At 70.8% G+C, this 21,096-nt stretch carries 22 protein-coding genes and 2 pseudogenes; 9 read left to right on the top strand and 15 right to left on the bottom strand.

Annotation, left to right across the window (positions count from 1 at the left end; all coding sequences use genetic code 11):
* The first annotated feature begins 77 nt into the window (after positions 1–77).
* The 4 genes from ACFY3L_RS49430 to ACFY3L_RS49415 all read left to right on the top strand — a co-directional run bounded on the left by ACFY3L_RS49430 (position 78) and on the right by ACFY3L_RS49415 (position 4,439).
* Complete coding sequence (locus ACFY3L_RS49430; protein WP_389341110.1) at positions 78–1,253, top strand: CaiB/BaiF CoA transferase family protein; 1,176 nt, start codon at positions 78–80, stop codon at positions 1,251–1,253.
* A complete protein-coding gene (locus ACFY3L_RS49425) occupies positions 1,250–2,230 on the top strand; it encodes an NADPH:quinone oxidoreductase family protein (protein WP_389341107.1) in 981 nt (326 codons plus the stop codon). The genes ACFY3L_RS49430 and ACFY3L_RS49425 overlap by 4 nt, the downstream gene beginning before the upstream one ends.
* Positions 2,224–3,636, top strand: coding sequence for an MFS transporter (locus tag ACFY3L_RS49420; protein WP_389341104.1), 1,413 nt, complete (start codon positions 2,224–2,226; stop codon positions 3,634–3,636). Before ACFY3L_RS49425 ends, ACFY3L_RS49420 begins: the two co-directional genes overlap by 7 nt.
* A gap of 74 nt (positions 3,637–3,710) precedes the next feature.
* On the top strand, positions 3,711–4,439 hold the full coding sequence (locus ACFY3L_RS49415) for an IclR family transcriptional regulator (RefSeq protein ID WP_389341101.1): 729 nt from the start codon (positions 3,711–3,713) through the stop codon (positions 4,437–4,439).
* Here the strand turns inward: ACFY3L_RS49415 and ACFY3L_RS49410 are convergent, their stop codons facing one another.
* The 6 genes from ACFY3L_RS49410 to ACFY3L_RS49385 are packed head-to-tail and all read right to left on the bottom strand — an operon-like array spanning position 4,440 to position 11,001.
* The gene (locus ACFY3L_RS49410; protein WP_389341098.1) at positions 4,440–5,444 is read right to left on the bottom strand and encodes an amidohydrolase family protein; all 1,005 of its coding nucleotides are present in this window, start codon (positions 5,442–5,444) and stop codon (positions 4,440–4,442) included.
* Positions 5,437–6,930: an AMP-binding protein gene (locus ACFY3L_RS49405; protein WP_389341095.1), complete on the bottom strand. Its 1,494-nt coding sequence runs from the start codon at positions 6,928–6,930 to the stop codon at positions 5,437–5,439. Before ACFY3L_RS49405 ends, ACFY3L_RS49410 begins: the two co-directional genes overlap by 8 nt.
* Positions 6,927–7,448, bottom strand: coding sequence for a 3-hydroxyanthranilate 3,4-dioxygenase (locus tag ACFY3L_RS49400; protein ID WP_389341092.1), 522 nt, complete (start codon positions 7,446–7,448; stop codon positions 6,927–6,929). The genes ACFY3L_RS49405 and ACFY3L_RS49400 overlap by 4 nt, the downstream gene beginning before the upstream one ends.
* A 24-nt stretch (positions 7,449–7,472) precedes the next feature.
* The gene (locus ACFY3L_RS49395) at positions 7,473–9,095 is read right to left on the bottom strand and encodes an amidohydrolase (RefSeq protein ID WP_389341089.1); all 1,623 of its coding nucleotides are present in this window, start codon (positions 9,093–9,095) and stop codon (positions 7,473–7,475) included.
* Between the two features lie 4 nt (positions 9,096–9,099).
* Entirely contained in the window at positions 9,100–9,510 is a 411-nt protein-coding gene (locus tag ACFY3L_RS49390; RefSeq protein WP_389341086.1) for a RidA family protein, read from the bottom strand.
* 54 nt (positions 9,511–9,564) lie between these two features.
* Positions 9,565–11,001, bottom strand: a complete 1,437-nt coding sequence (locus tag ACFY3L_RS49385; RefSeq protein WP_389341083.1) for an aldehyde dehydrogenase — start codon at positions 10,999–11,001, stop codon at positions 9,565–9,567.
* 190 nt (positions 11,002–11,191) lie between these two features.
* On the opposite strand from ACFY3L_RS49385, the gene ACFY3L_RS49380 reads away from it, so the two are divergent.
* Positions 11,192–11,824: a hypothetical protein gene (locus ACFY3L_RS49380; RefSeq protein ID WP_389341080.1), complete on the top strand. Its 633-nt coding sequence runs from the start codon at positions 11,192–11,194 to the stop codon at positions 11,822–11,824.
* A complete protein-coding gene (locus ACFY3L_RS49375; protein ID WP_389341077.1) occupies positions 11,821–12,606 on the top strand; it encodes a 2-keto-4-pentenoate hydratase in 786 nt (261 codons plus the stop codon). The genes ACFY3L_RS49380 and ACFY3L_RS49375 overlap by 4 nt, the downstream gene beginning before the upstream one ends.
* 49 nt (positions 12,607–12,655) lie before the next feature.
* Here ACFY3L_RS49375 and ACFY3L_RS49370 read toward each other — a convergent pair whose 3' ends face one another.
* Positions 12,656–13,447, bottom strand: coding sequence for an enoyl-CoA hydratase/isomerase family protein (locus ACFY3L_RS49370; protein WP_389341074.1), 792 nt, complete (start codon positions 13,445–13,447; stop codon positions 12,656–12,658).
* 159 nt (positions 13,448–13,606) lie between these two features.
* Here ACFY3L_RS49370 and ACFY3L_RS49365 point away from each other — a divergent pair, with 159 nt between their 5' ends.
* Complete coding sequence (locus tag ACFY3L_RS49365) at positions 13,607–14,374, top strand: SDR family NAD(P)-dependent oxidoreductase (protein ID WP_389341071.1); 768 nt, start codon at positions 13,607–13,609, stop codon at positions 14,372–14,374.
* A 7-nt stretch (positions 14,375–14,381) separates the two neighbouring features.
* Here the strand turns inward: ACFY3L_RS49365 and ACFY3L_RS49360 are convergent, their stop codons facing one another.
* The 5 genes and pseudogenes from ACFY3L_RS49360 to ACFY3L_RS49340 all read right to left on the bottom strand — a co-directional run bounded on the left by ACFY3L_RS49360 (position 14,382) and on the right by ACFY3L_RS49340 (position 18,131).
* Positions 14,382–14,585, bottom strand: coding sequence for a 4-oxalocrotonate tautomerase family protein (locus tag ACFY3L_RS49360; protein ID WP_389341068.1), 204 nt, complete (start codon positions 14,583–14,585; stop codon positions 14,382–14,384).
* Between the two features lie 694 nt (positions 14,586–15,279).
* Positions 15,280–16,305, bottom strand: a pseudogene (locus tag ACFY3L_RS49355) (MFS transporter); the annotation flags it as partial.
* Positions 16,306–16,473: 168 nt separating this feature from the next.
* Positions 16,474–16,677: pseudogene (locus ACFY3L_RS49350) on the bottom strand (hypothetical protein); the annotation flags it as partial.
* Positions 16,637–16,984, bottom strand: coding sequence for a DUF6401 family natural product biosynthesis protein (locus tag ACFY3L_RS49345; RefSeq protein ID WP_389341065.1), 348 nt, complete (start codon positions 16,982–16,984; stop codon positions 16,637–16,639). The pseudogene ACFY3L_RS49350 and the gene ACFY3L_RS49345, both read right to left, overlap by 41 nt.
* Before the next feature lie 229 nt (positions 16,985–17,213).
* Positions 17,214–18,131: a hypothetical protein gene (locus tag ACFY3L_RS49340; protein WP_389341161.1), complete on the bottom strand. Its 918-nt coding sequence runs from the start codon at positions 18,129–18,131 to the stop codon at positions 17,214–17,216.
* Positions 18,132–18,146: 15 nt separating this feature from the next.
* On the opposite strand from ACFY3L_RS49340, the gene ACFY3L_RS49335 reads away from it, so the two are divergent.
* Together ACFY3L_RS49335 and ACFY3L_RS49330 are read left to right on the top strand one after the other, a co-directional pair.
* Positions 18,147–18,497 carry an RNA polymerase sigma factor gene (locus tag ACFY3L_RS49335; RefSeq protein WP_389341062.1) on the top strand — a complete coding sequence of 117 codons (351 nt, stop codon included), beginning with the start codon at positions 18,147–18,149 and terminating at the stop codon, positions 18,495–18,497.
* Positions 18,497–19,495, top strand: coding sequence for a hypothetical protein (locus tag ACFY3L_RS49330; RefSeq protein WP_389341059.1), 999 nt, complete (start codon positions 18,497–18,499; stop codon positions 19,493–19,495). The genes ACFY3L_RS49335 and ACFY3L_RS49330 overlap by 1 nt, the downstream gene beginning before the upstream one ends.
* Positions 19,496–19,542: 47 nt before the next feature.
* Here the strand turns inward: ACFY3L_RS49330 and ACFY3L_RS49325 are convergent, their stop codons facing one another.
* Genes ACFY3L_RS49325 through ACFY3L_RS49315 form a run of 3 tightly spaced genes read right to left on the bottom strand, consistent with a single transcriptional unit; the run spans position 19,543 to position 21,091 of the window.
* Positions 19,543–19,698 carry a hypothetical protein gene (locus ACFY3L_RS49325; protein ID WP_389341056.1) on the bottom strand — a complete coding sequence of 52 codons (156 nt, stop codon included), beginning with the start codon at positions 19,696–19,698 and terminating at the stop codon, positions 19,543–19,545.
* Positions 19,699–19,750: 52 nt separating this feature from the next.
* On the bottom strand, positions 19,751–20,242 hold the full coding sequence (locus tag ACFY3L_RS49320) for a hypothetical protein (RefSeq protein ID WP_389341053.1): 492 nt from the start codon (positions 20,240–20,242) through the stop codon (positions 19,751–19,753).
* Positions 20,243–20,257: 15 nt separating this feature from the next.
* Positions 20,258–21,091, bottom strand: coding sequence for a hypothetical protein (locus ACFY3L_RS49315; RefSeq protein ID WP_389341050.1), 834 nt, complete (start codon positions 21,089–21,091; stop codon positions 20,258–20,260).
* Positions 21,092–21,096: the final 5 nt, after the last annotated feature.

The following is a 21,096-nucleotide window of genomic DNA, read 5'->3' as shown; positions in this document are numbered from 1 at the left end:
ATTTCGGGTTGGGTGCCGCCTCGGACCGGCTCCTACGGTGCTTGCAGCCATCCCTCGAACGGTCATCGGAGCCTTACATGATCGACGGTATGCGGGTCCTCAGCTTCTCCCACTTCGTCCAGGGGCCTTCCGCCTCGCAGTACCTGGCTGATCTCGGCGCCGACGTCGTCAAGGTCGAGCCCCCGTCCGGGTCGTGGGAACGCCGGGTCGGCAGCGCGGGAATCCGCCTCGACGGCAGGAGCGTCACGTTCCTGGCGGTCAACCGGAACAAGAGGTCCGTCGTCGTCGACCTCAAGCACCCGGACGCCATGACCGTCCTGCGCCCCCTGATCGAGTGGGCCGACGTGCTCATCGAGAACTACCGCGGTGGCGCACTGGAGAAGCTGGGCCTCGGCTATGACGCGGTCAGGGCGATCAGGCCGGACATCATCTACGCGTCCGCGACCGGATGGGGGTCACGTGGTCCGATGTCCGGCCGGCCGGGTGTCGACCTGTTGGTACAGGCGCGCAGCGGCCTCATCTCGGTGACCGGGGACGCGGCGGGGACGCCGGTCGTCGACCAGCACGGGGCTGCCTTGCTCGCGATGGGCGTGCTGGCGGCCTACGCACGGAAGCTGACCACCGGAAAAGGGGCGCGGGTCGAGTCGAGCCTGCTCGCCGCCGGGCTCGATCTTCAGGCGGAGTCGCTGGCGCTGTACTTCTCCGGGCGCAAGTCACAAGCTGACATCACGCGGGCGCCGGAGCTGGCGTGCTGGTCGATCGACGCGCCGTACGGTGTGTACCGGTTGAAGGACGCATGCGTCGCCATTGCCGTGAGCGGAACGATGGACGACTTTGGGGCCGCCCTGGGCTCGGAGGAACTGGCCGCCTTCGACCAGGACGAGCGGCGGCGCCGGCGCGACGAGTACGCCGGGATCCTCGGGCGGGTGCTTGCCGGTTGGACGTACCAGCAGCTCGCGGACGTCCTCGAGCCGCGCGGTTTCTGGATCGAGCGGGTGGCGACGTACGACGATGTCCGGAGCGATCCGCAGGTGCGCGACGAGCAGTTGCTGATGGAGTTGCCGGCCGGCGCGGCGCGCGCGACCGTGCTCGCCCACCCGGTCCGCTACGACGGTGAGCTGCCGGCGCTGCGTGCCGCGCCGCCGGAGCTCGGCGAGCACACGCGCGACATGCTGTGCGAGGTCGGCTTCTCCGCCGCGGACGTCGACGCATTCGCCGCGTCCGGTGTGGTCCGTGCCGGCGAGCACCGGTGAAGGCGCTGATCTGCCCGCGGCTCGGGACCCCGGACGTCCTCGACGTGGTGGAGCTGCCGGAGCCGGTCGCGGGGCCGGGTGAGGTCCTGGTGGCCGTCAGCCATGTCGGCCTGAACTTCCACGACACCCTCGTGATCGCCGGCACGCACGTGGTCCGGCCGGAGCCCCCGTTCTCACCCGGCAGCGAGTACGCCGGCGTGGTGGTGGCGCTCGGCCCCGGTGTGGAATCGGTGGCGGTGGGCGACCGGGTCGTGGGCAACGAGGAGTACGGCTGCGCCCGGCAACTGATCGCCGTCCGCGCCGACCGGGTCACGGTACTGCCCGAGCACGTGGCCGAGCGTGATGCCGCCGCCCTGCTCGTGGCTTCGGCCACGGCCTGTCATGCGCTGGTCCAGCGTGCCGGGCTGCGGGCCGGGGACACGCTGGTCGTGCTCGGCGCCGCCGGAGGTACCGGCTCCGCTGCCGTCACGATCGGACAGCTGCTGGGGGCCCGGGTGATTGCGGCCGCGTCGACGCCCGAACGGGCCGAGGCCGCGCTGGCCTATGGCGCCGAGGCAGCGTTCGCCTACGGCGACGACCGCGCTGCGGTCAAGGACGCGATCCGGTCGCTGACCGGTGGCGAGGGCGCGGACGTGATCTTCGACCCCGTCGGCGGCACAGTCGCCGAGTCCGCCGTCCGCGCGCTGCGCTGGGGCGGACGGCACCTGGTCGTCGGGTTCGCCTCCGGGGACATTCCGCGGTTGGCGTTCAACCTCCCGCTCGTCAAGGGCGCCGCCGTGGTGGGCGTCTTCCTCGGCGAGTTCGTCCGCCGGGAGCGCCCGGTCCACGAACAGAACCTGCGGCGGATCTTCGACTGGGTCGCCGAAGGGCGGCTCAAGCCGCGGCTGCACGATGTCGTACCGATCGAGGAGGGCGCACGGGCCCTGGCCGTGCTCGCATCCGGGCAGGTCGCCGGGAAACTCGTGCTGACGTGCTGAGTCCATCGCCGGTGCGGGTCCGGGTGGGGTTCGCGGCGTTGATGACGGGCACGCTGCTGGCACCACTGAACTCGTCGATGATCGTGGTGGCGCTGCCTGCGGTGCAGCAGCACTACCGGGTCTCCCTGACGACGGTGAGCTGGGTGGTCAGCGTCTTCTACCTCACCGCCTGTGTCGCGCAGCCAGTGCTGGGCCGGCTCGCGGACGCGTTCGGGCCGCGCCGGGTCTTCGTCGCGGGCATGCTCACCGCGACGGTCGCGGCCGCAGTCGCCCCGCTCTGCCCGGATGTCGGTCTCCTGGTGGGTTGCCGCGCGCTGCAAGCGGTCGGGGTGTCGGCCGCGTACCCATGCGCGTTGCTTTTCCTGCGCCGGGTGGGTGCCACCGACCGGCTCGCGCACGTCGCGAGCGTCAACACCGCGAGCGGCGCCATCGGCCCGGTGCTCGGTGGCCTGCTCACCAGCACCGTCGGCTGGCCGGCCATCTTCTGGGTGAACTTGCCCCTGACCGTCGCCGCCATGGTCACCGGCTTGGCGGTACTGGGCCCCGACCAGGACCAGGCGATGCCGAACCTGCGAGCAACCGTGGCGAGGATGGACGTGCCCGGCATCCTCGCCTTCGCGTTCGGTGTGGCGGCGCTGCTCGACCTGACGCTCGGCCATGTCATCCGGGGCGGCATCGGGCTGGCCCTCGGCGCGATCGCGTTCGTATGGCGGGAACGCCGAGCGGCTCACCCGTTCATCGACGCCGCCGCGTTGCGGGCGGTCAAGGGCCTGCCCGCGGTCCTGTTCGCCTTCCTGCTGTTCAACCTGGCGTACTACGGCGCCTTCTACGGCCTGCCGCAATGGTTCCAGGCGCGGGGGTTCAGCGCCGGCGAGGCAGGCCTGCTCATGCTGCCCATCGCCGCGACCGGAGCCCTGACGACGGTCACGGCCTCGCGTGTGATGACGCGGGTGAGCGCCCGGCTGACCGTGGTGTCGAGCGCGATCCTGCTCGTGGTCGGCCTTGCCGGTATCGCGGCCTTCGGGCCGGCGACGCCGGTTTGGCTGATCGCGCTCGACGGCGTCGTGCTCGGCCTGCCGTACGGTCTGGGCAACCTCGGGCTGCAGCGACTGATGTACGAGCGCTCGCCGCGGCACATGACCGGAGTCGTGGGAGGGTTGTTCCAGTCATGCCGGTACACGGGGGCCATTCTGGCGATCGGGGTCGTCGGATCCTTGTTGGGCGCGCCGCCCGGTGCGGTCCCGGACCTGAGCGTCTTCGCGGGCGCGATGGCTGCGGTCGCGGTCGTGATGTTGGTCGTGACGGTCCGTGACCTGGGCGTTCGCTCACCCGCGGGACTTCCGGACGAAGCGGCCCGGCGCGTAAGATCACTGCCGGTGGGTCCCGTCGACCTGCCCGGGAGGTGACGACCGGCGTGTTCCAGCTGGCGACAACGACACCACAAGCAGTCGCGGCACCGGCACGATCGGTGTCCAGCCGGGTGTTCTCCCTACTGAACGCGTTCACCCCGGACACGCCGTGCCTGCGGCTCGTCGACCTCGCGGCCGCGACCGGCCTGCCGGTGTCCACCGTGCACCGCATGGCGACGGAGCTCGTCGCGCTCAACGTGCTGGCCAAAGGCGCCGACGGCGGCTACCGGATCGGTCTTCGGATGTGGGAGCTCGGCGCGCTCTGTCCGCAGCCGCGCACCCTTCGCGACGTCTCGCTGCCGTTCATGCACGACCTGCACGACGCCACCGGCGAGAACGTCCACCTCGCCGTCCTCGCCGGAGACGACGTGCTGTACGTGCAGCGGCTGTGGGGGCGGCGGTCGGTGGGCGTCGTGTCGCACATCGGCGGGCGGTACCCGCTGCACGCCACCGGGGTCGGCAAGGTCCTGCTCAGTCATTCGGCCCGAGAGTTCCAGGAGCGGGTCCTGCAGGCGGGCCTGAAGCGCTACACGCCGTACACGATCGTCATGCCGGGCATGCTGATGCGCTCGCTGCAGGACGTGCGCCGCACCGGCATCGCCCGGTGCGTGGAGGAGCTCAAGCTCGGCACGGTCTCGGTCGCGACACCGGTCTTCGACCACGACCAGCGGGTGGTCGCCGCGCTGTCGGTCGTGATGCACTCCAACTCCCGCTCGTCGTCGTCGATCGAACCCGCGCTGCGGATGGCGGCCCGATCGATCTCCCGCGAGCTGGCCAAGGGCTATGAGGCTGTGGGCTGATTAGCCTCGTAGCCCCGGGATCAGCGTGGTCACGGTGGCGCCCTCGATAGCGCGGCGCTGGTCGTCGTCGAGACCCAGTGCCGCGACGGTGCCCCTTGGGTCGAAGTCGGCGAGGTCGAATGGGTAGTCCGTGCCGACCAGGACATGGCCGGCCCCGAAGTCCTCGACCAGGCGCCGCAACAGCGTCGTGGAGAAGGTCGCCGTGTCGTAGTACAGCCGCCGCAGGTAGTCGCTCGGCGGCCGCGGCGTGGTCCGGGCGACCTGTTTACGGCGCCACCCGAGGTCCAGGCGGCCCTGCAATGCCGGCAGGCAGCCGCCGCCGTGCGCCAGGCACAGCGTGAGGTCGTGGCGTTCCAGGACACCGCCCAGCACGAGCCGGCTCACGGCGAGTGCGGTCTCCATCGGGAAGCCGGCCAGCTGGGGCAGCCAGTAGGCGTCCAGGCGGCTTCCGCCCGGCGTCGCGTTGGGATGCAGGAACACGAACGTACCCCGGTGCGCCAACAGGTCCCAGAGCGGTTCGTGGACCGGATCATCCAACTCGGCGCCGAGTCCCTGTGTCCCGATGGCCAGGCCGGCACAGGACAGCTCGTCGAGGCAACGAACCGCTTCGGCCACCGCGCCCGCCGTGCCGAGCGGGACGAATCCGAGCGCGGCGAAGTGGTCCTCGTGGCCGGTCAGCATCTCGACGAGGGCGTCGTTGCCGCGCCGGGCGACCTGGAGCACCTCACGCTCGTCGTCGCCGGCCGCGCAGGTGACGAACGGCGGCAGCGACACGAGTTGGCGGTCGACGCCGCCGGCCCGCAGGTCGGCGAGCCGAAGATCGACGTCGTACTGCTGTGGCGGCAGCGGAATCGGCACGCCGGCGGCGAGCCCGGACACCGCTGGAGCGATACGCACGACGCCGTCGTCCAACTGGTCGAGGTCGGCGAGCCCGTTACCGGACAACCAGCGCAAGAGGGGCATCGGCATCGCATGGCTGTGCACGTCGACGACCTGGTCACTCATGCCCGCCTCCAGGCCCGGCACCGGGCGCCGTACGCAGGGCGGCGCGGTCGACCCGGCCCATGGCATCCACGGGAAGCCGCTCCACGCCGGTGACACCGGCGATGCGGACCCGGCTACCCGCGAGGGCGTCCCGTACCTGTCGCAGCACAGCGTCGCCCGGCGCACCCGCCACGAACACCGTGACCGCGTCCGGGCCGACCTTGACCACCGCGGCGAAATGACCCACCGTGGACCGCACGAGGTCCTCCAGGTCGGCGGGGCACACCAGCTCGGCCCCGACCGTGAGCACGTCTTCGATCCGGTTCCGGTAGTGCAGGTAACCGTCCTCGTCCATCCGGCACACGTCACCCGTGCGCAGCCATCCGTGCCGGAACGGGTCGGCGACCGCGGCGGTCGTGGCGTACCCGGTCATGAGCGTCGGTCCGCGCACGCACAGCTCGCCCGCGACGCCGCGGGCGACCGCGCGGCCCTGGCCGTCCTGAATCTCCACTGACATGCCGGGATAGGGCAGTCCGAGGGAGGTGCGCCGCCGCGGGTCGGTGGACAGGTGGTCCGACGGTGTCGCCATCGCGATCGTCTTCGGCACCTCGACCTGGCCGAAGATGCCGCACAGCACCGGCCCGAAGACGTCGTGGGCACGGTCGATCTCGTCGGGCCCGAGCACGGCTCCGCTGTAGCAGACCAGGCGAAGACTCGACCAGTCCGCTTCGCGCACGTCGGGATGGGACAGGAGCGCACGAAGCGACGGCGGCATCAGCAGCAGGACGTCCGGTCGCTCGCGGCGCACGACGTCGAGCAGCGCGCCGACGTCGAACCGCTCGAGCATGAGGAACGTCCCGCCGCGGACCAGCGTCGGCACGACCATGTTGCCGAAACCGCCCGACACCTGCTCAGGGCACAGCACGCGTGGCGCCGGCGGCCAGTCGAGCTGGGCGAGCGTCAGGGTGGACACCGCGCACAGCGCGCCGCTCGACAGTTCCACGGGCTTGATCCCCCGGGAGGTGTAGGCCAACCGCACGACCGACTCCGCCGGGGCGCTCATCGGCACGCGCGCCTCGACCCGGCGGTCCAGCTCCGCGTGCAGGTCGCGCCAGCCGGGGACGTCGCCGTCGCACCACCATCGCACCGACGGGTCCGCGTCACGGGCCTCGGCGAGCTGCGCCGTCAGCCCGGCGCCGACGAGCACGGCCGCGGGCCGGGCGGCGCGCAGCCGGGCCGCGTCCGGCGGTAGCGAGGCGGACCGGAACCCCGCGACGAAGCAGGCAGCGGCGACCAGCCACTGCAACGGGTCGTTGCACCGGACCTGGACCACCGTGTCACCTGCGTGCACGCCGTCGTCCCGGAGCAGGCCGATGACCCGTGCGATCAGCGACTCCGCTTCGGCGTAGCTGAGCTCCTGCGACCCGCAGACGAACGCCCGCCGGTCGGGATACCTGCGCAGTGCCGTTCGGATGACGTCGCCGATCGGGCCGAAGCCCCCGGTCACAACCGCTCGTCCGGCATCACGGTGCCGCACGATGCACAGGTACGCGCCTCGAGGTTGCCGAAGAACCGCTGGTACGCGCCGGCGACCGGGTCGAGCCGGTAGTCGCTGATGTGGACGCTCTCCTCGTGCAGGAACGTGTCGCATCCCGGGCAGTACCAGCGGAACCGGTCCAGCTCACCGGGCCGCCGCAGACGCTCGACCACCAGAACGAACGCGTCGGGCGCGAAGCGCGGCGAGTGCGGGATCCCAGTCGGGGTGAAGATCGACGACCCCTCCGGGATGACGGCGACGCCCTCGGTGTGGTCCGCGTTGCGGTAGTGCAGGTTCATCGACCCGCGGATCATGAACATGACCTCGTCGCTCGGGTTGATGTGGAACTCGCTGCGGTACTCGCGGCCGCGGGCGACGAACGCCAGCGACTCGCTCTCCTGCCACAGTACTTTGACCCGCTTGCCGCTGGCTTCGAGTTCGGCGGCCGCCGCGGCCAGGCCGACGATGGGCATCTGGCTCGCAATCATGCGCGTGCTCCCTTCCTGGGTGGTCTAGCTGAGCTCGTGGCCGACGTCGAAGACGACCCGGCCACCGGCGATCGTGAGCAGCGGCCGGGTCTCGAGCAGGGCCGCGTCGTCGGCCGTCAGCGGGTCGGTGTCGAGCACGACGAGGTCGGCGAGGCGTCCCGGCGTGATCGCCCCTTTGCGTCCCTGCTCCCCGGTGTGCGCCGCACCCGACATGGTGTACAGGCGCAGCGCCTCGGATCGGCTGACCGCCTGTTCCGCGCCGGTCGATCCGCCGTGGAGATCCCGGCGGGTGGTCATGGCGTACAGGTTCTGGAACGGGTTCAGGCCGTTGATCGGGTAATCCGTTCCGGCCGCGACGCCATCCATGCCGAGCGTATCGACCAGGGTGCGCAACGGTACCGCGCGCTCGGCGCGCTGCCGGCCGAGGTGCCCGGCGATGACGCCGGAGTTCTTCCACAGAAACGGTGTCTGGGCCGCCACCATCACCCCGAGCGCGGCTGCCCGCTTCGCCTGATCGGGCTGGATCAGGCTGGCGTGGATCAGGACGGCCGGCAGGGCGGCGGCCGGGATCCGCTCGAACGTGTCGAGCGCCAGGTCGATGGCGGCGTCACCGACGGCGTGGACGCCGACCGGCCAGTCATGCCGGTGCGCGATGCGGACCAGGTCGGTGAACCGCCGCGGATCCGCGATCAGCTCGCCGCGGTAGTCCGGCCGGCCGTCGTAGGCCTCGCGCGTGGCGGCCGTCCCGAGGGTCATGCCACCGTCGAGTTGCAGCTTGACCCCGCGCTCGATCAGCCAGTCCGACGCCGAGGCGCGCTTGCGCCCGTGCAACAGAGCGGACCACTCGTCGAGGTCGACCGACGGATTCAGCTCGCCGGTCGGCATCAGCATGGCCGCGACGCGCACCGACGACCGGCCGTGTCGGGCCAGCTCCGCCAACAGGTCGACGTCGCGTGGCGTCATCGCGCCGCCGACCACCGACGTGATGCCCCAGGAGTTGAGCACGGCCATGGCGTCGAGGAGCTGGCGCGACCGCTGCTCGTCCGTCCAGGGCGGCACGACCCGCGCCACAAGCGCCACGCCGTCCTCGATCAGCAGGCCACTGGGGTGTCCCGACGGCTCCCGCGCGACGATTCCCTCGCCGTACCGGGTGTGCTCGTCGAGCCCGGCGCTCGCCAGCGCCGCGGTGCTCACTGCGGCGCTGTGCCCCATCGGCAGGAAGACCGGCCGGCCCGAGGCGGCGACGTCGAGCTCGTGGCGGGTCGGCGCTCGCCGCTCGGCGAGCTGAAGTACCGGGTTCCAGATCTGGCCGCGGACCCAGGAGCCGGGCCCGAGCGCGCTCGCCTTGGCCGCGATGCGGCGCAGCGCCTCGGCCATCGTCGTGACACCGTCGAAAGGGACGGTGTCACGGTCCATCCCGGCGTCCTCGAAGTGGCAGTGCGAGTCGATGAGGCCGGGGATCACCGTCCGGCCGGCGAGGTCGACGACCCGGGTGGCCGGGCCGGCGAGCGCCGCGAGATCCTCGCTCGACCCGGCCGCCCGGATCGTGGCGCCGCTGACCGCCACGGCCTGCGCGACCGTGCCGGCCCGGTCGAGCGTGACCACGCGGCCGCCGGTCAGCAGCAGGTCAGCCGGCTGGTTGCTCACGCCGTCACCGTTCCACCGCAGCGATGCACTCAACCTCGACCAGGACACCGGCGCGGTGCGGGCTGGCGATCACCGTGGTACGGGCGGGAAAGTGCGGATTGTCCGCGAAAAACCGCCGGTACTCGGCGTTGAACGACTCGAAGTGCTCGACGTGGCGCAGGTAGCAGGTGCATTTCAAGATACTCGCCTTGGTCCCGCCGGCGGCCTCGACGACCGCCACCAAGTTGGTCAGCGTCTGGGCGACCTGCTCCGCAAAGTCGTCAGAGACGATCGTTCGGGTCTCCGGGTCCAGCGGTCCGGTGCCGGAGCAGTAGATGGTGTCGCCGTGCACCACCGCCTGCGACAGTGGCGCCGCGGTCGTCGCCGAGAAGCCCACGGTCGGCGCCTTGCGGGTCTGCACCGCACGGATGGTCATATCGTCTCCTGATCCGTTCCTGACTGGCTGGAACTGCTCGAACGTAATCTTGGCTCAGGCGTCGGCGATCTCCATGACGACCGCCTTCGGCTCGGTGAAGAAGTCGCGGCTGAAGACGCCGCCCTCGCGGCCGACACCGGAGTTCTTCGCGCCGCCGAACGGTGCCCGCAGGTCGCGCACGAAGAAGCAGTTGGTCCACACCGTTCCGACCCGCAGGGCCCGGGAGACCCGGTGGGCCCGGGACAGGTCCCGCGTGAACAGCATCGCGTTCAGGCCGTACGGCGTGTCGTTGGCGGCGGCGACCGCCTCCTGCTCGTCGTCGAAGGGCAGGACGACGACCACCGGCCCGAACACCTCCTCCTGAGTGATGCGGGCGCGCTGGCCGGCGCCGACCACGATCGTCGGGCGGATCGTCCAGCCGTCACCGATGCCGCCGGTGTGCACCCGGGCTCCCTCGGCGGCGGCGACGTCGAGGTAGCCGGCGACCTTCCGGAAGTGCTCTTCCGACGACAACGGGCCGAGCTCGGTCGAGCGCTCCTTGGGGTTGCCGATCACCAGGCGTTCCGCTGCTTCGGTGAAGCGCCGCAGGAAGGTGTCCAGCACGCCACGCTGCACGTAGAGCCGGCTACCGGCGAGGCACACCTGGCCGCTGTTGCTGAAGATCGCTCTGATCGACCAGTGCACCGCACGGTCGATATCGCAGTCGTCGAACACGATGTTCGCGCCCTTGCCGCCGAGCTCCAGGCTGACCGGAGTCAGGTTCTCGGCGGCGGCACGGGAGATGGCGCGCCCGGTAGTGGTCTCACCGGTGAACGTGATCCGGTCGACCTGGGGCGACTCGGTGAGGGCCTGACCGACCGACCCCGGACCGTAGCCGTGGACGACATTGAGCACGCCCGGTGGCAGCCCGGCGTCGAGGGCCAGCCGGGCCAGCAGGGTCGCTGAGGCCGGCGACTGCTCGGCCGGCTTGAGCACCACGGTGTTGCCCCACGCGAGCGCCGGCGCGACCTTCCACGTCGCCATCATGAGTGGAAAGTTCCACGGCACGATCGCCGCCACGACACCGGCCGGGTCGTACTGCGTGTAGGCATGATGACCGGTGGCCATCGGGAAGCTCTCAGCGGCCGTCACCGTCGAGTGGTCCGCGAAGAACCTGAGGTTCTGCGCGGCACGCGGAACGTCATGGCCGAGCGTCTCCCTGATCGGCTTGCCCATGTCCGTCGTGTCGGCCGTGGCCAGCTCGACCGCGTTCGCCTCGACCAGATCGGCGAGCCGATGCAGGATCCTTCCGCGCTCGGCGAGGCTCAGCCGAGGCCACGGCCCGTTGTCGAACGCCGCACGCGCCGCGGTTACCGCACGGTCCGCGTCCGCCGGGGAGCCGAGCGCCACCGTGGCCCATCCGGTCCGCTCCCACGGATCGACCGACTCGAACGTCGCGCCGTCCCGCGACTCGACCTCCTCGCCGCCGATGACATGGCCAAACGACTCCATGGTCGCGTCTCCTCCGTTGACAGCTCGCATCGTTGAATGACGCAACCTTCGGCGACCCGTCGGCGCCCAGCAACCGCCGGCTTCCATTGACCGGAAACGGGCAGAGGTTCCCGGTCAGTGGAAGCCAGGCGTAGCCGAGCGGCGGAGCAGGACCGCAGCATGCGACCATGCGTCGCTCAGGAAGCCAACGATGAACGAAGCCCTCGATCAGGTGCCGGTTCGCTCCGCGGCGGGCTATCTCGTCGACGGTACGACCGTGCCGAGCCGCCTCGCCGGGTCCGCGTTCCACCCGGAATGGTCCCAGGTGAGTGTCGACGGGTACGGCGCGCCGACAGTCGCGCCGTACCTCGCCCTGGTACTGGGTCGGCGTCTGGCCGGTCCGGACACCCACGTCGCCGACGTCGCCGCCGCGGTCGCCTTCGGGCTGCCTGCGCTCGTGGTGCTCGACGCCCGGCCCGCCACGGCCGGCCCGGCCGCGGACGGCGGCACCGCGGTGGTTCTCGGTTCGCGCCTGGTGCCGCTGCGCTCCTGGGACACCCGGCTGGAAGGCGCCGTGATGTACCTGGGCGGGCGTCTCACCGGCACGGGCGTGGCGGCGGCCGTCGGCCCGCCGCTGGCACTGGCCGCCCAGCTCGCCCGCGAGGTGAGCCGCGGGGGCGGTGCGCTCGAACCCGGCACGGTCGCGCTGGTCGGTCCCCTGGTGCCGCCTGCGGCCGTCGCCGGCCGTGCCACGGTGACCGCGTCGTTCACCACGCTGGGCAGTCTTACGACGACGTTGACCAGCCGGGTGGGTACCCGCAACAGAGCGGAAGGATCAGCATGACCGTCAGATGGACCGTGCCCAGCGCGGCACAGGCCCTCATCGACGCCGAGAACCGGCGCGAGGAGCTCGACCGCTTCAGCAAGGTGTGGCCGGAGCTGGACCTCGAGATCGCCTATCAGGTCCAGGACAAGACGCTGGCGATCCGCCAGATGCGTGGCGAGCACATCTGCGGCATCAAGCTGGGTCTCACCTCGAAGGCCAAGCAGGAACGGATGGGCGTGCGTTCACCCCTCACCGCCTGGCTCACCGATGCCATGGCGCTGCCGCAGGACACCCCGGTCGTCCTCGGCGACATGATCCACCCCAGGGTCGAGCCGGAGATCGTCTTCATCCTGGACTCGGCGGTCGAAGCGCCGGGCGCCACGGCCGCGACCGCGCTCGCGGCGGTCCGCTCGGTCCACGCCGGCATCGAGGTGATCGACAGCCGCTTCCGGAACTTCGACTTCCGCCTCGGCGACGTCGTGGCGGACAACGCGTCGTCCGGAAGGCTCGTCACCGGCGCGCTCGGCATCCCGCCGTCGGCCCTCGACCTCGCCGTAGAGCCGTGCGTCCTGCACGTCAACGGAGAAATCGTGCATACCGCCACCGGCGCCGCCGTACAGGGCCACCCGGCCGAGGCGCTCGCGCTCGCCGCCAACGCCTTGGCCGAGCGTGGCATCGCGCTGCAGCCGGGCTGGCTGGTCTACACCGGTGGTCTCACCGACGCCGTCGAGTTGCACGCCGGCGACCACGTGGTGGCCGAGTTCGGCCGGCTGGGATCGGTCACCCTCACCGCCGCCTGACCGTATCACCCGGATCGCCCGGATCGCCCGGGTCGCCTGATTCGCCTGGTCACCGGCGGCGGATCTGCTCGGACCAGGCGCGCCACCGGCGGTCGAACTCCTCGTGACGGAGGGCGAGGATCTGCTCGTCGATCTCGAGTTCGATGGCCTCGTCCAGGCTGCGGCCCCCGGCTGCGCGGATGAGCCGCTTGGTCGCCCTGCACACCTGCGGCGGGGCGGCCGCGAGCAGCTCTCCCTTCGCGACCGCGGCGGCCACGGGGTCGTCGACGATCGAATCGAGCAGTCCGATGCGCAGCGCCTCCGCGGCGAGGATCGTCCGTCCGGTCAGGGCGATCTCGGCCGCGCGCCCGGCGCCCACCGCCTGCGCCAGCAGCCACGAGACCCCGAAGTCGGGGACGAGCGCCATCTTGACGAAGGGGCTGGAGAAGCGGGCGGTCTCGCTGCCCAGCCGCACGTCACAAGCCAGTGCGAGGCCCATCCCGGCGCCCACCGCGGCACCCTCGATCGCGGCGATCGTCGGCTTGTCCGACGACGCGAGCACGTTCGTCGAGGAGAACTCACGCGCCATGCGCTGCCTGGCCTGCTGTGGTGACTCCCCGACCAGGTCGCCGATGACGTCCAGGTCGCCGCCCGCACAGAACGAGCCTCCCGCGCCGGTGAGCACGATCACCCGGACCTCGTCGTCGGCGTCCAGCCCGCGCAGTACGAGTGGCAGCCCGTCGAGCATCGCGCGGTCCAGGGCGTTGCGGCGCGCCGGCCGGTCCAGCTCGACCATCGCCACGCCCGCCGCCGGAACCGACACGCGCAGGCCTGCCACGCCGGGGTCGATGGACCGGTCCATGCTGATTCCTCCCTCATCGGTCACGCCTCACCGTGCCACCGTCGACCGGGGTGAGACCATCGCTCGTTCTCGGACAATGGGAACCGGTCCTGTCCTCTTGGTCACCGCGGCCGCATGCTGCGTTTCGTGCACACCGCACTCGCAGCGATGGGAGCAACCATGAGCAGTCAGCAACTTGCGGGCAAGACGGCGATCGTGACCGGGGCCGCCTCGGGTATCGGCCGGGAGACCGCGTTGGTGTTCGCCGCCCGCGGCGCCGCCGTGCTCGCCGTCGACCTCGACGGCGCCGGGCTGGCGTCGTTGCGCGCCGAGGCGGGATCGCGCGACCTGGACATCCGGGTGTTCGCGCAGGACCTGACCGTCTCGGGTGCGGCGGAGCGGGTGTTCGCGCACTGCGCCGGCGAGCTCGGGCCGCCCAGCGTGCTCGCCAACGTCGCCGGCAAGGGCGGTGACGCGTCGGCGACCGCGACCACCGACGACGACTTCGAGTTCTTCCTGCGGATGAACCTGACGACGACGTTCACGATGAGCCGGCAGGCGATGTCGGTGTTCGGCGACGCGGGCGGCTCGATCGTCAACACCTCCTCGACATTCGCCCTGGTCGGCGTGCGGGGCTCGGCGCCGTACTCGGCGGCGAAGGGTGCCGTGAGCAGTCTGACCCGGCAGATGGCGGCGGACGGCGGCCGGCACAACGTCAGGGTGAACGCGGTGGCGCCGGGCCTGATCGCCACACCGGCGACCCGAGGCAAGATCACCGACGGTCTCTTCGATGATCTGGTGACGAGGTCGCGACCACTGCCACGCGTTGGTGTGCCCGCCGACGTGGCGCATGTGATCGCGTTCCTCGCCTCCGACGACGCCGCGTTCGTCACCGGCGTCACGATCCCGGTCTGCGGCGGCTGGAGCACCACGCGGTTCCGGGACTGAGCCGTGGTCACTGACCCGGGTTCGCCCTCCGCTCGGCGATGGTCGTACCGCCGGATCCCCACATCCGCGGGTCGACCTCGCGCACCAGGATGCGGACCGAGTCGGGCGGGACCGCCAGCGTGTCCACGACCGCGTCGTGCAGTGCTTGGATGAGCTGCCGAAGCTGCGCGTCCGAGCGGCCGCGCAGCAACGACACGTCGATGATCGGCACCGGACCCCCGTCAGTGCCGGGTTGCCGGTACGTCGCCGGCCCGATCGGGCTCGTCCAGCTTGACCTCGCTGAGCGCGACACCCTTGGTCTCGGGCAGCGTGAACAGCAGGATCACCAGGCCGATGCCCATGGCGACCACCGGGTACCACAGCGCGGTGGTGAGACTGCCGGACTGCGAGCCGATCGCCACCATCGTCGCCGGCAGCAGGCCGCCGAAGACACCGACGCCGAGCTGGTACGGGACCGCCAGAGCGGTGGCGCGAATCCGGGTCGGAAACACCTCGGCCATCGCGACGGACGCGGGTCCCTGCGCCAACTGCGCACAGGCGACCAGGACCAGCAGCAGGAGGGACACCTTGACCACGGGCCAGCTGAAGTAGTCGAGCACGCTGCTGACCCTGATCGTGGTGGCCGAACCGTCGATCGGATAGCCGGCCGCGCCGATCGCCTTGACCAGGTCTTTCTCCAGCGTCGGGCCGCCCGCCACCTCGGTCTGGTCGACGAGCACGCTGGTCGGCCCGTCGACGTCGGCGCGGCTGAACTCCACCGAGTACGCCTGCAGCACCTTGCGGGCGCGGTCGCAGTCGCTGGTGAACTTCGTCGTGCCGGTCGGGTCGAACTGGAACGAGCAGTCCTGCGGGTTGGCGTGGATCACGACCGTGACGTTGCTCCGGGCGTGCTCGAGCGCCGGGTTGGTGGCACCGGTGATCGCGCTGGTGATGGGGAACACCGTCAGCGCGGCCAGGCCGAGCCCCGCGAACAGGACGGGGCGGCGGCCGACCCGGTCAGAAAGCCAGCTGGCAAACACGCAGAAGAAGAAGCCGATCAGCATGGCGCCCATGAAGATGCAGTTCACCGTGAACGAGTCGACCTTCAGGTTGACCTTCATCGTGGTGAGCAGGTACACCGTCGAGAGGTAGCCGATGAATGACTGGGCCGACGCCATCACGAACACGATCGCGATCATCCGGACCCGTTGCCATGAGCCGAAGGCCTCACGCAGGGGTGCCTTGGATCGTGTGCCGTCCGCCTTCATCTGCGTGAACAACGGACTCTCGTCCAGCTTCGAGCGGATCCACACCGACAGCGCCAGCGGGACGGCGGAGATGAGGAACGGCACCCGCCAGCCCCATTCGCTGTACGCCGCGGAGCCGACGATCGCCTCGACGCCGATCTGCACCGCGAGTGACAAGCTCAAGGCCAGCGCGGTCGTCCCGGTCAGCCAGCCGACGAAGAACCCACGCTGGCTCCTCGGCGCGTACTCCGATACGTACGTGACAGCCGCGCCGAACTCGCCACTGACGGCGAGGCCCTGCAGGATCCGGCACGTCAGCAACAGGATCGGCGCCAGGACGCCGATCTGCTCCGACGTGGGCAGCAGGCCGACCACCAGCGTCGACACTCCCATCAGTACAAGCGTGATCATGAAGACGACCTTGCGGCCGATGAGGTCGGTGAGCCGGGCGAAGATGAGCGCGCCAACAGGTCGGAAGACAAACCCGACGGCGAACGTCAGCAGCGCGAATACGGTCTGCGCCGCGGTGCCGTACTGCCCGAAGAACTTCGCACCGATGATCGGTACGAGTGCCCCGTACAAGAAGAAGTCGTACCACTCGAAGGCCGTGCCGACGGCCGAGGCGCCGAGAATCTTGAGTTCTTGTCGCTTCACGTTGGGCTCTCCACTTCTCCAGGACCGCGCCCCCCAAAGCCGGTCGATCATGCGTCTCGAGCGGGGCCCGTTCGAGATGCCTGTGGGCAGACGGTAGGCCCGGCTGTGAGGGAAGCCACGCAACGATTCCCGCTCGGTGGAAACGGCCGGGCAGGCCGTGCCAGCAGGACCAATTCGGCTCTGGCGCAAAGGCGGTGGTGAGTGGGGACGCGCGATCAGGGCGACCTTCTCGGCCATCGCAGCGGTGGTGGAAGCTCGCCGGGCGGCCGGGTCGCCGCGCTCGAGCTGGCGCCAGGCCACGAAGCGCAACACATCGGGGTGCGCGAGGCCGGCGTCGCAGAGGCGGCGCGGCCGGACGGGTGTAGACGCGCTGCTTCTGCCGTTAGGCCATGGCGCTGCGGGCCAAGGCGCACAGCGCGACAAGCCGGACCGTCACACCGTCCGCGCCGACCCAACCGGCCAGATCGTGCTGCGGCGGCTGCCATCCGCGGTCGATCGCCCCGTCCAGTAGTCCGTCGGCGTAGCTGGCCAGTGCTGCGAGCGTCGGCCGACGGCCGCGGATGCCGAGCAGGTCCCGCACCTCGGCTGCGTGCTGGTCGACCTGCGCCGACAGGCCGGGAATCGCAGCTGCTGCCGCGAGGCCGGCGGCGCCGATCCGTCGGTGGAGGCGGTCGAGCAGCAGCTGCACGGTCGCGTGGTCGGCGCCCAGGTTCGAGGTGGGGATACTCATGAAGTACGACCATAGAGCGGCCGTACCGGGGCGAAAAGGCCGCAACTGGTCCTTTACCGGCATCATGACCGTTCGGCTACCGACCGACTGGCCGACCGGGCGAGTCCGGGACGATCCGCCGGACCCGGCAACCCCGGCAGTCCCGCAGGCCTGCCGGGTTGACGCTCACACGAACGGCGGTGGCACGGCTCGGGAGGGCCGCAACCACCGCCGCGGTCGAGCACCCGCGCTACCGGGCCGTTGGGGGCCGTTGACCGGTCTGTGGCGGCACGGCCCGCGTGGCGTCGTCCGGCGCGGACGGTGGCGACGGCGGGCGGGTGGCACGCTGGCCGGACTGGTCGCGGTACGCCGAAGATGCCTGCTGGCCGGCGGCGACCGGCGTGGCGGCGGGCCGCGGCTTTTCTGCCATCAGCCGCTCGGCGTCGCTCTGGCCCGCTGTGTATGCCGTCGAGGGTTCGGAGCGGCGGGCCGACTCTGTCTCCGCCCGGTCCAGCCATCGGTCCCAGCGCGCCTGCATCGGCTTCACCAGCCCGCCGCCGACGCCGACGATCAAGATGCCGGCTACGGTGGCGAGAACCGCGATCAGGACCGGGGTCGTGACAGTGGTCGCCACCCCGATCTGGTTGAGCGCGGCGATGACGCCGATACCGAGGATGAACACGGAGGCGATGTTCGCCACGGCGCGGCCGTAGGAGAATCCGCCCAACGCTGTGGACGCGATGTCTCTCACCGCGGAGGCGATCGCCGCGGCGACCACGACGATCAGGATCGCGACGAAGAGCCGCGGCAGCCAGGCGATCACAGCCGAGATGAGCGTGGAAACCGCATTCGGGCCCCAGATGTCGAACGCTATCCGCAGGGTGATCAGCAGCACCGCGTAGAAGACGAGCTGCGCGACGATGCCGGAGGCGTCGTAGCGGGAGCGCGCCAGGGCTGTCTTGAGACCGCCGCGTTCCACCAGCCGGTCGAAGCCGGCGCGCTCCAGCAGTTTGTCGACCGCCGTGCGCAGCAGGCGAGCCACCAGGTACCCGACGATCAGGATGACGATGAACGCGATCGCCCGAGGAAGGAAGGCAGCCGCGGATCGGAGCATGTTGCTCAGCGGGTTGCTGATGTCCACGCTCCGCACGGCGAGGTATCCGGACATCATGACTCCTCGGTTGTGGCCAGTAACTGGGCTAACGCATATACCCGATTAATCACCCGAAAACCACAAATCACCACACCAGCCGGTCACTCGGAGCACCCGGACCGCAGCACCCATGATGGGTCGTGGTGGTCGCCGAGGGGTCGGCGACCGTGTCCGGAGCTGTGGGCCCGTCTCGGGAAGCTGCCCGCCCGGCAGCGCGCCGCCGTCGTCCTGCGCTACTACGAAGATCTCGACGACGCGTCCATCGCCGATATCCTGGGCTGCTCGTTGAGCACCGTGCGCTCGCTGGTCTTCCGGGCGATCGAGGAGCTGCGCCGCACAACCGACTCCGTGATGTCGACCGGCAGGAAGGGTGGTGCTTGATGATTGACGACGATCTGCGGGCGATGTTCGCCGAGCGGGAGGTATTCGTCCCGCCGCCCGAGCGTACCGCCGCCATGATTTCCGAAGGGATCCCACGGCGACGCCGCAGGCGCCGGGCGACCGGCGCGGTCCTGTGCGCGCTGGCTGTCCTCGGGGTGGCGGCCGCCGTCCCGCTCTCGCTCAACCGGCCCGACCGTGACAGTCCATCTGTGGTGGATCCGAGCGGCAGCCCGAGCGGCAGCCCGAGCGCGGTTCCGGTCGCGCTGGTCCCGGCGTCGGGCGACATTGACCTGACCCTCGCGGTCAGCCCCGGCTGGCTGCCGGCGCAGCCGAAGAAGATCGATTCGGGCATCCGCCCCGGCCAGTCCAGCGTGACGTACCAGTTCGCCGACGGGGGTCGCGTCCGCTCGGTCACCATCAGTGCCTCCGACGCGGTGCCCGACCTGGTCCCGCCCCCGACCGACCCGTCATGGACCGACATCGACGTGAACGGCATCCCGGGGCGGCGGCGCACCGCCGTGTATCCACAGGAGGGCATCCGCGTGTGCCTGCTGGCGTGGCAGGACGGCGCACGATGGCTGAACATCATCACCGACGACGTCGGCACCACGCCATCGTGCGCGGTCGCCCTTCAGGTCGCGGCTCACCTGCAGCGCAAGCCGATGACACTGCCGCGGACGGTGCGCATCGGACTGGTCCCGCAGGGATACACGATGACCGGCACCGGGACGAGGGTGGAGACGTGGTGCCCGCCCCGCGACCAGCAGATGCAGGGGTGCCTGACGGCGCGGCGCGACCCCGTCAGCGAGGGGGTCGACGGCACGCCGGTGATCGTCCGCGGGCACCCGGGCGTGCTCCAGCGCACCGAATCGGTGGCAACCGTGTATGTCACCGGGTACCTGTTGCTTGAGATGCCGACGCCGCAGCGCCATCCGAGGTCCGCGCCGCTGACCGATGCCGACCTGCTCCAGATCGCCCAGAGCGTGGAGATCAGCTGATGACAGGGCTTCCTTGCTCCTCGCCGAGCTGCACCGGGGTCGTGGCGTCAAAGCGACCGGCAGTAGGTGCCAGCGCTCGGCAGTCCACCGTCCGGCACGCCTGCGAACGGCACGTCTGCGAACGGCACACCGGCGAACGGCACACCGGCGAACGGCATACCGGCGAACGGCATACCGGCGAACGGCATACCGGCGAACGGCACGCCAGCGAACGGCACGCCCGCACGGGAAGCGGCCCGGCGGTGGGTCGGACGCTCAGATGGCGATGGCGTTCGAGACCTTCCACGCCCCGTCGACGGGCACCATGGTGAGTACCACGCGGTTCTGGTCGACCTTCTCACCCGTGATATTCGTGTTGCGACGGTACTGGTTGAGGTAGAGCAACAACTCGACGCGTTCCGGGCCGGCGCTGACGACGCCGGAGGCGGACACGGCCGCGCGGACGATTGCCTGTTCCGACACTGCGTTGGGTTTGAGCGCGGCGGTCGTCCGGCCGTACTCGTCGGCGAACTGGCCGGTCACAAACGTCTGCGCGTTCGCGACGCTGGTGTCGAAGCTGCGGTAGTCGTACGAGAAGATCGCCTGCGCGGCGGCGGTTGCGGCGGCGAGCGACTGGCGGACCGCCACGTCCCGCTGGTGCGCCTGCTGGTGCTGGTACCAGCCCGCGCCGGCGACACCCAGACCCAGCGCGATGGCAAGGGCGAGCGCGACGACGCCCTTGCGGTACCCCTTCAGAAACATCGGCATGACGGACCTCCTGCTTCAGCCGACGAACTGCAGTCGGGACACGAGCCAGCGGCCCGATCCGCGGTCGTGGGCGACGTCGACCTGGATGCGGTAGTGCGAGGCGCGCCCTTCCGGCGACTTGGCGTTGCGGACGGTCGCGTCGACGGCGACCAGCACGACGGCGGTGCTGCGGTCGCCGGAGACCAGTGCTGCGCGGAGCACCGTCCCGCGCGACTCGACGTTGTTCTCCACGACCGCGGCCCGCACCTGCGTCTGGCCGCGGGTGAACTCGTCGCGGAAGTCGCCGGTGGCGCCGGCGACGATCCGCTGCAGGTCGCGGTCGACGCTGGCGGCGCTGACCGAGACGAAGTTGACAGTCGTCTGTTTCGCCGCGGCGAGGGCCTCCTGGTGGGCGCGGTCGAGCATCCGGTCGTCGTACCAGCGGCTGCCGAAGACGCCCGCCCCTGTGACGGCCGCACACATGACGACCACCAAGACGACGGTGCTGAGCGCGGGCCGGGAGAACCGGATCCGGCTGCGCGGTGCCGGCTCGCGACGCTGCACCGTGCGGCGGTGCGGTCGCGGCCTGACACGCTTACCCGGTTCCGGCGCGCGCTTCCGCTCCGCCGTGGACTCGGTCGTGGCCTCGGTCCTGGACTCGGTCGTGGACTCGGGCGCGTCCGGTGGGGCCGGGGAGTCGTCGGACAGGACGGGCTCCTCGTCGAGATGTCGCAGGACGGCGGTGATCGGGTCACGCTGCCGCCGCGTGCGGCGGGTGGCCGTGCGGCGCCGGACGCTGCGCGGCGGGAGCTCTGTCCCGGCCGCGCCGCCGTGCACGAGCTTCAGGGTCGGGTGCTCAGGTGCGGACACAACTG

It is taken from the genome of Dactylosporangium sp. NPDC000521 (assembly GCF_042898305.1).
Lineage (GTDB): Bacteria > Actinomycetota > Actinomycetes > Mycobacteriales > Micromonosporaceae > Dactylosporangium.
The sequence above is the reverse complement of the archived record's forward strand: the minus strand, read 5'-3'. Positions and strand labels throughout refer to the sequence as shown.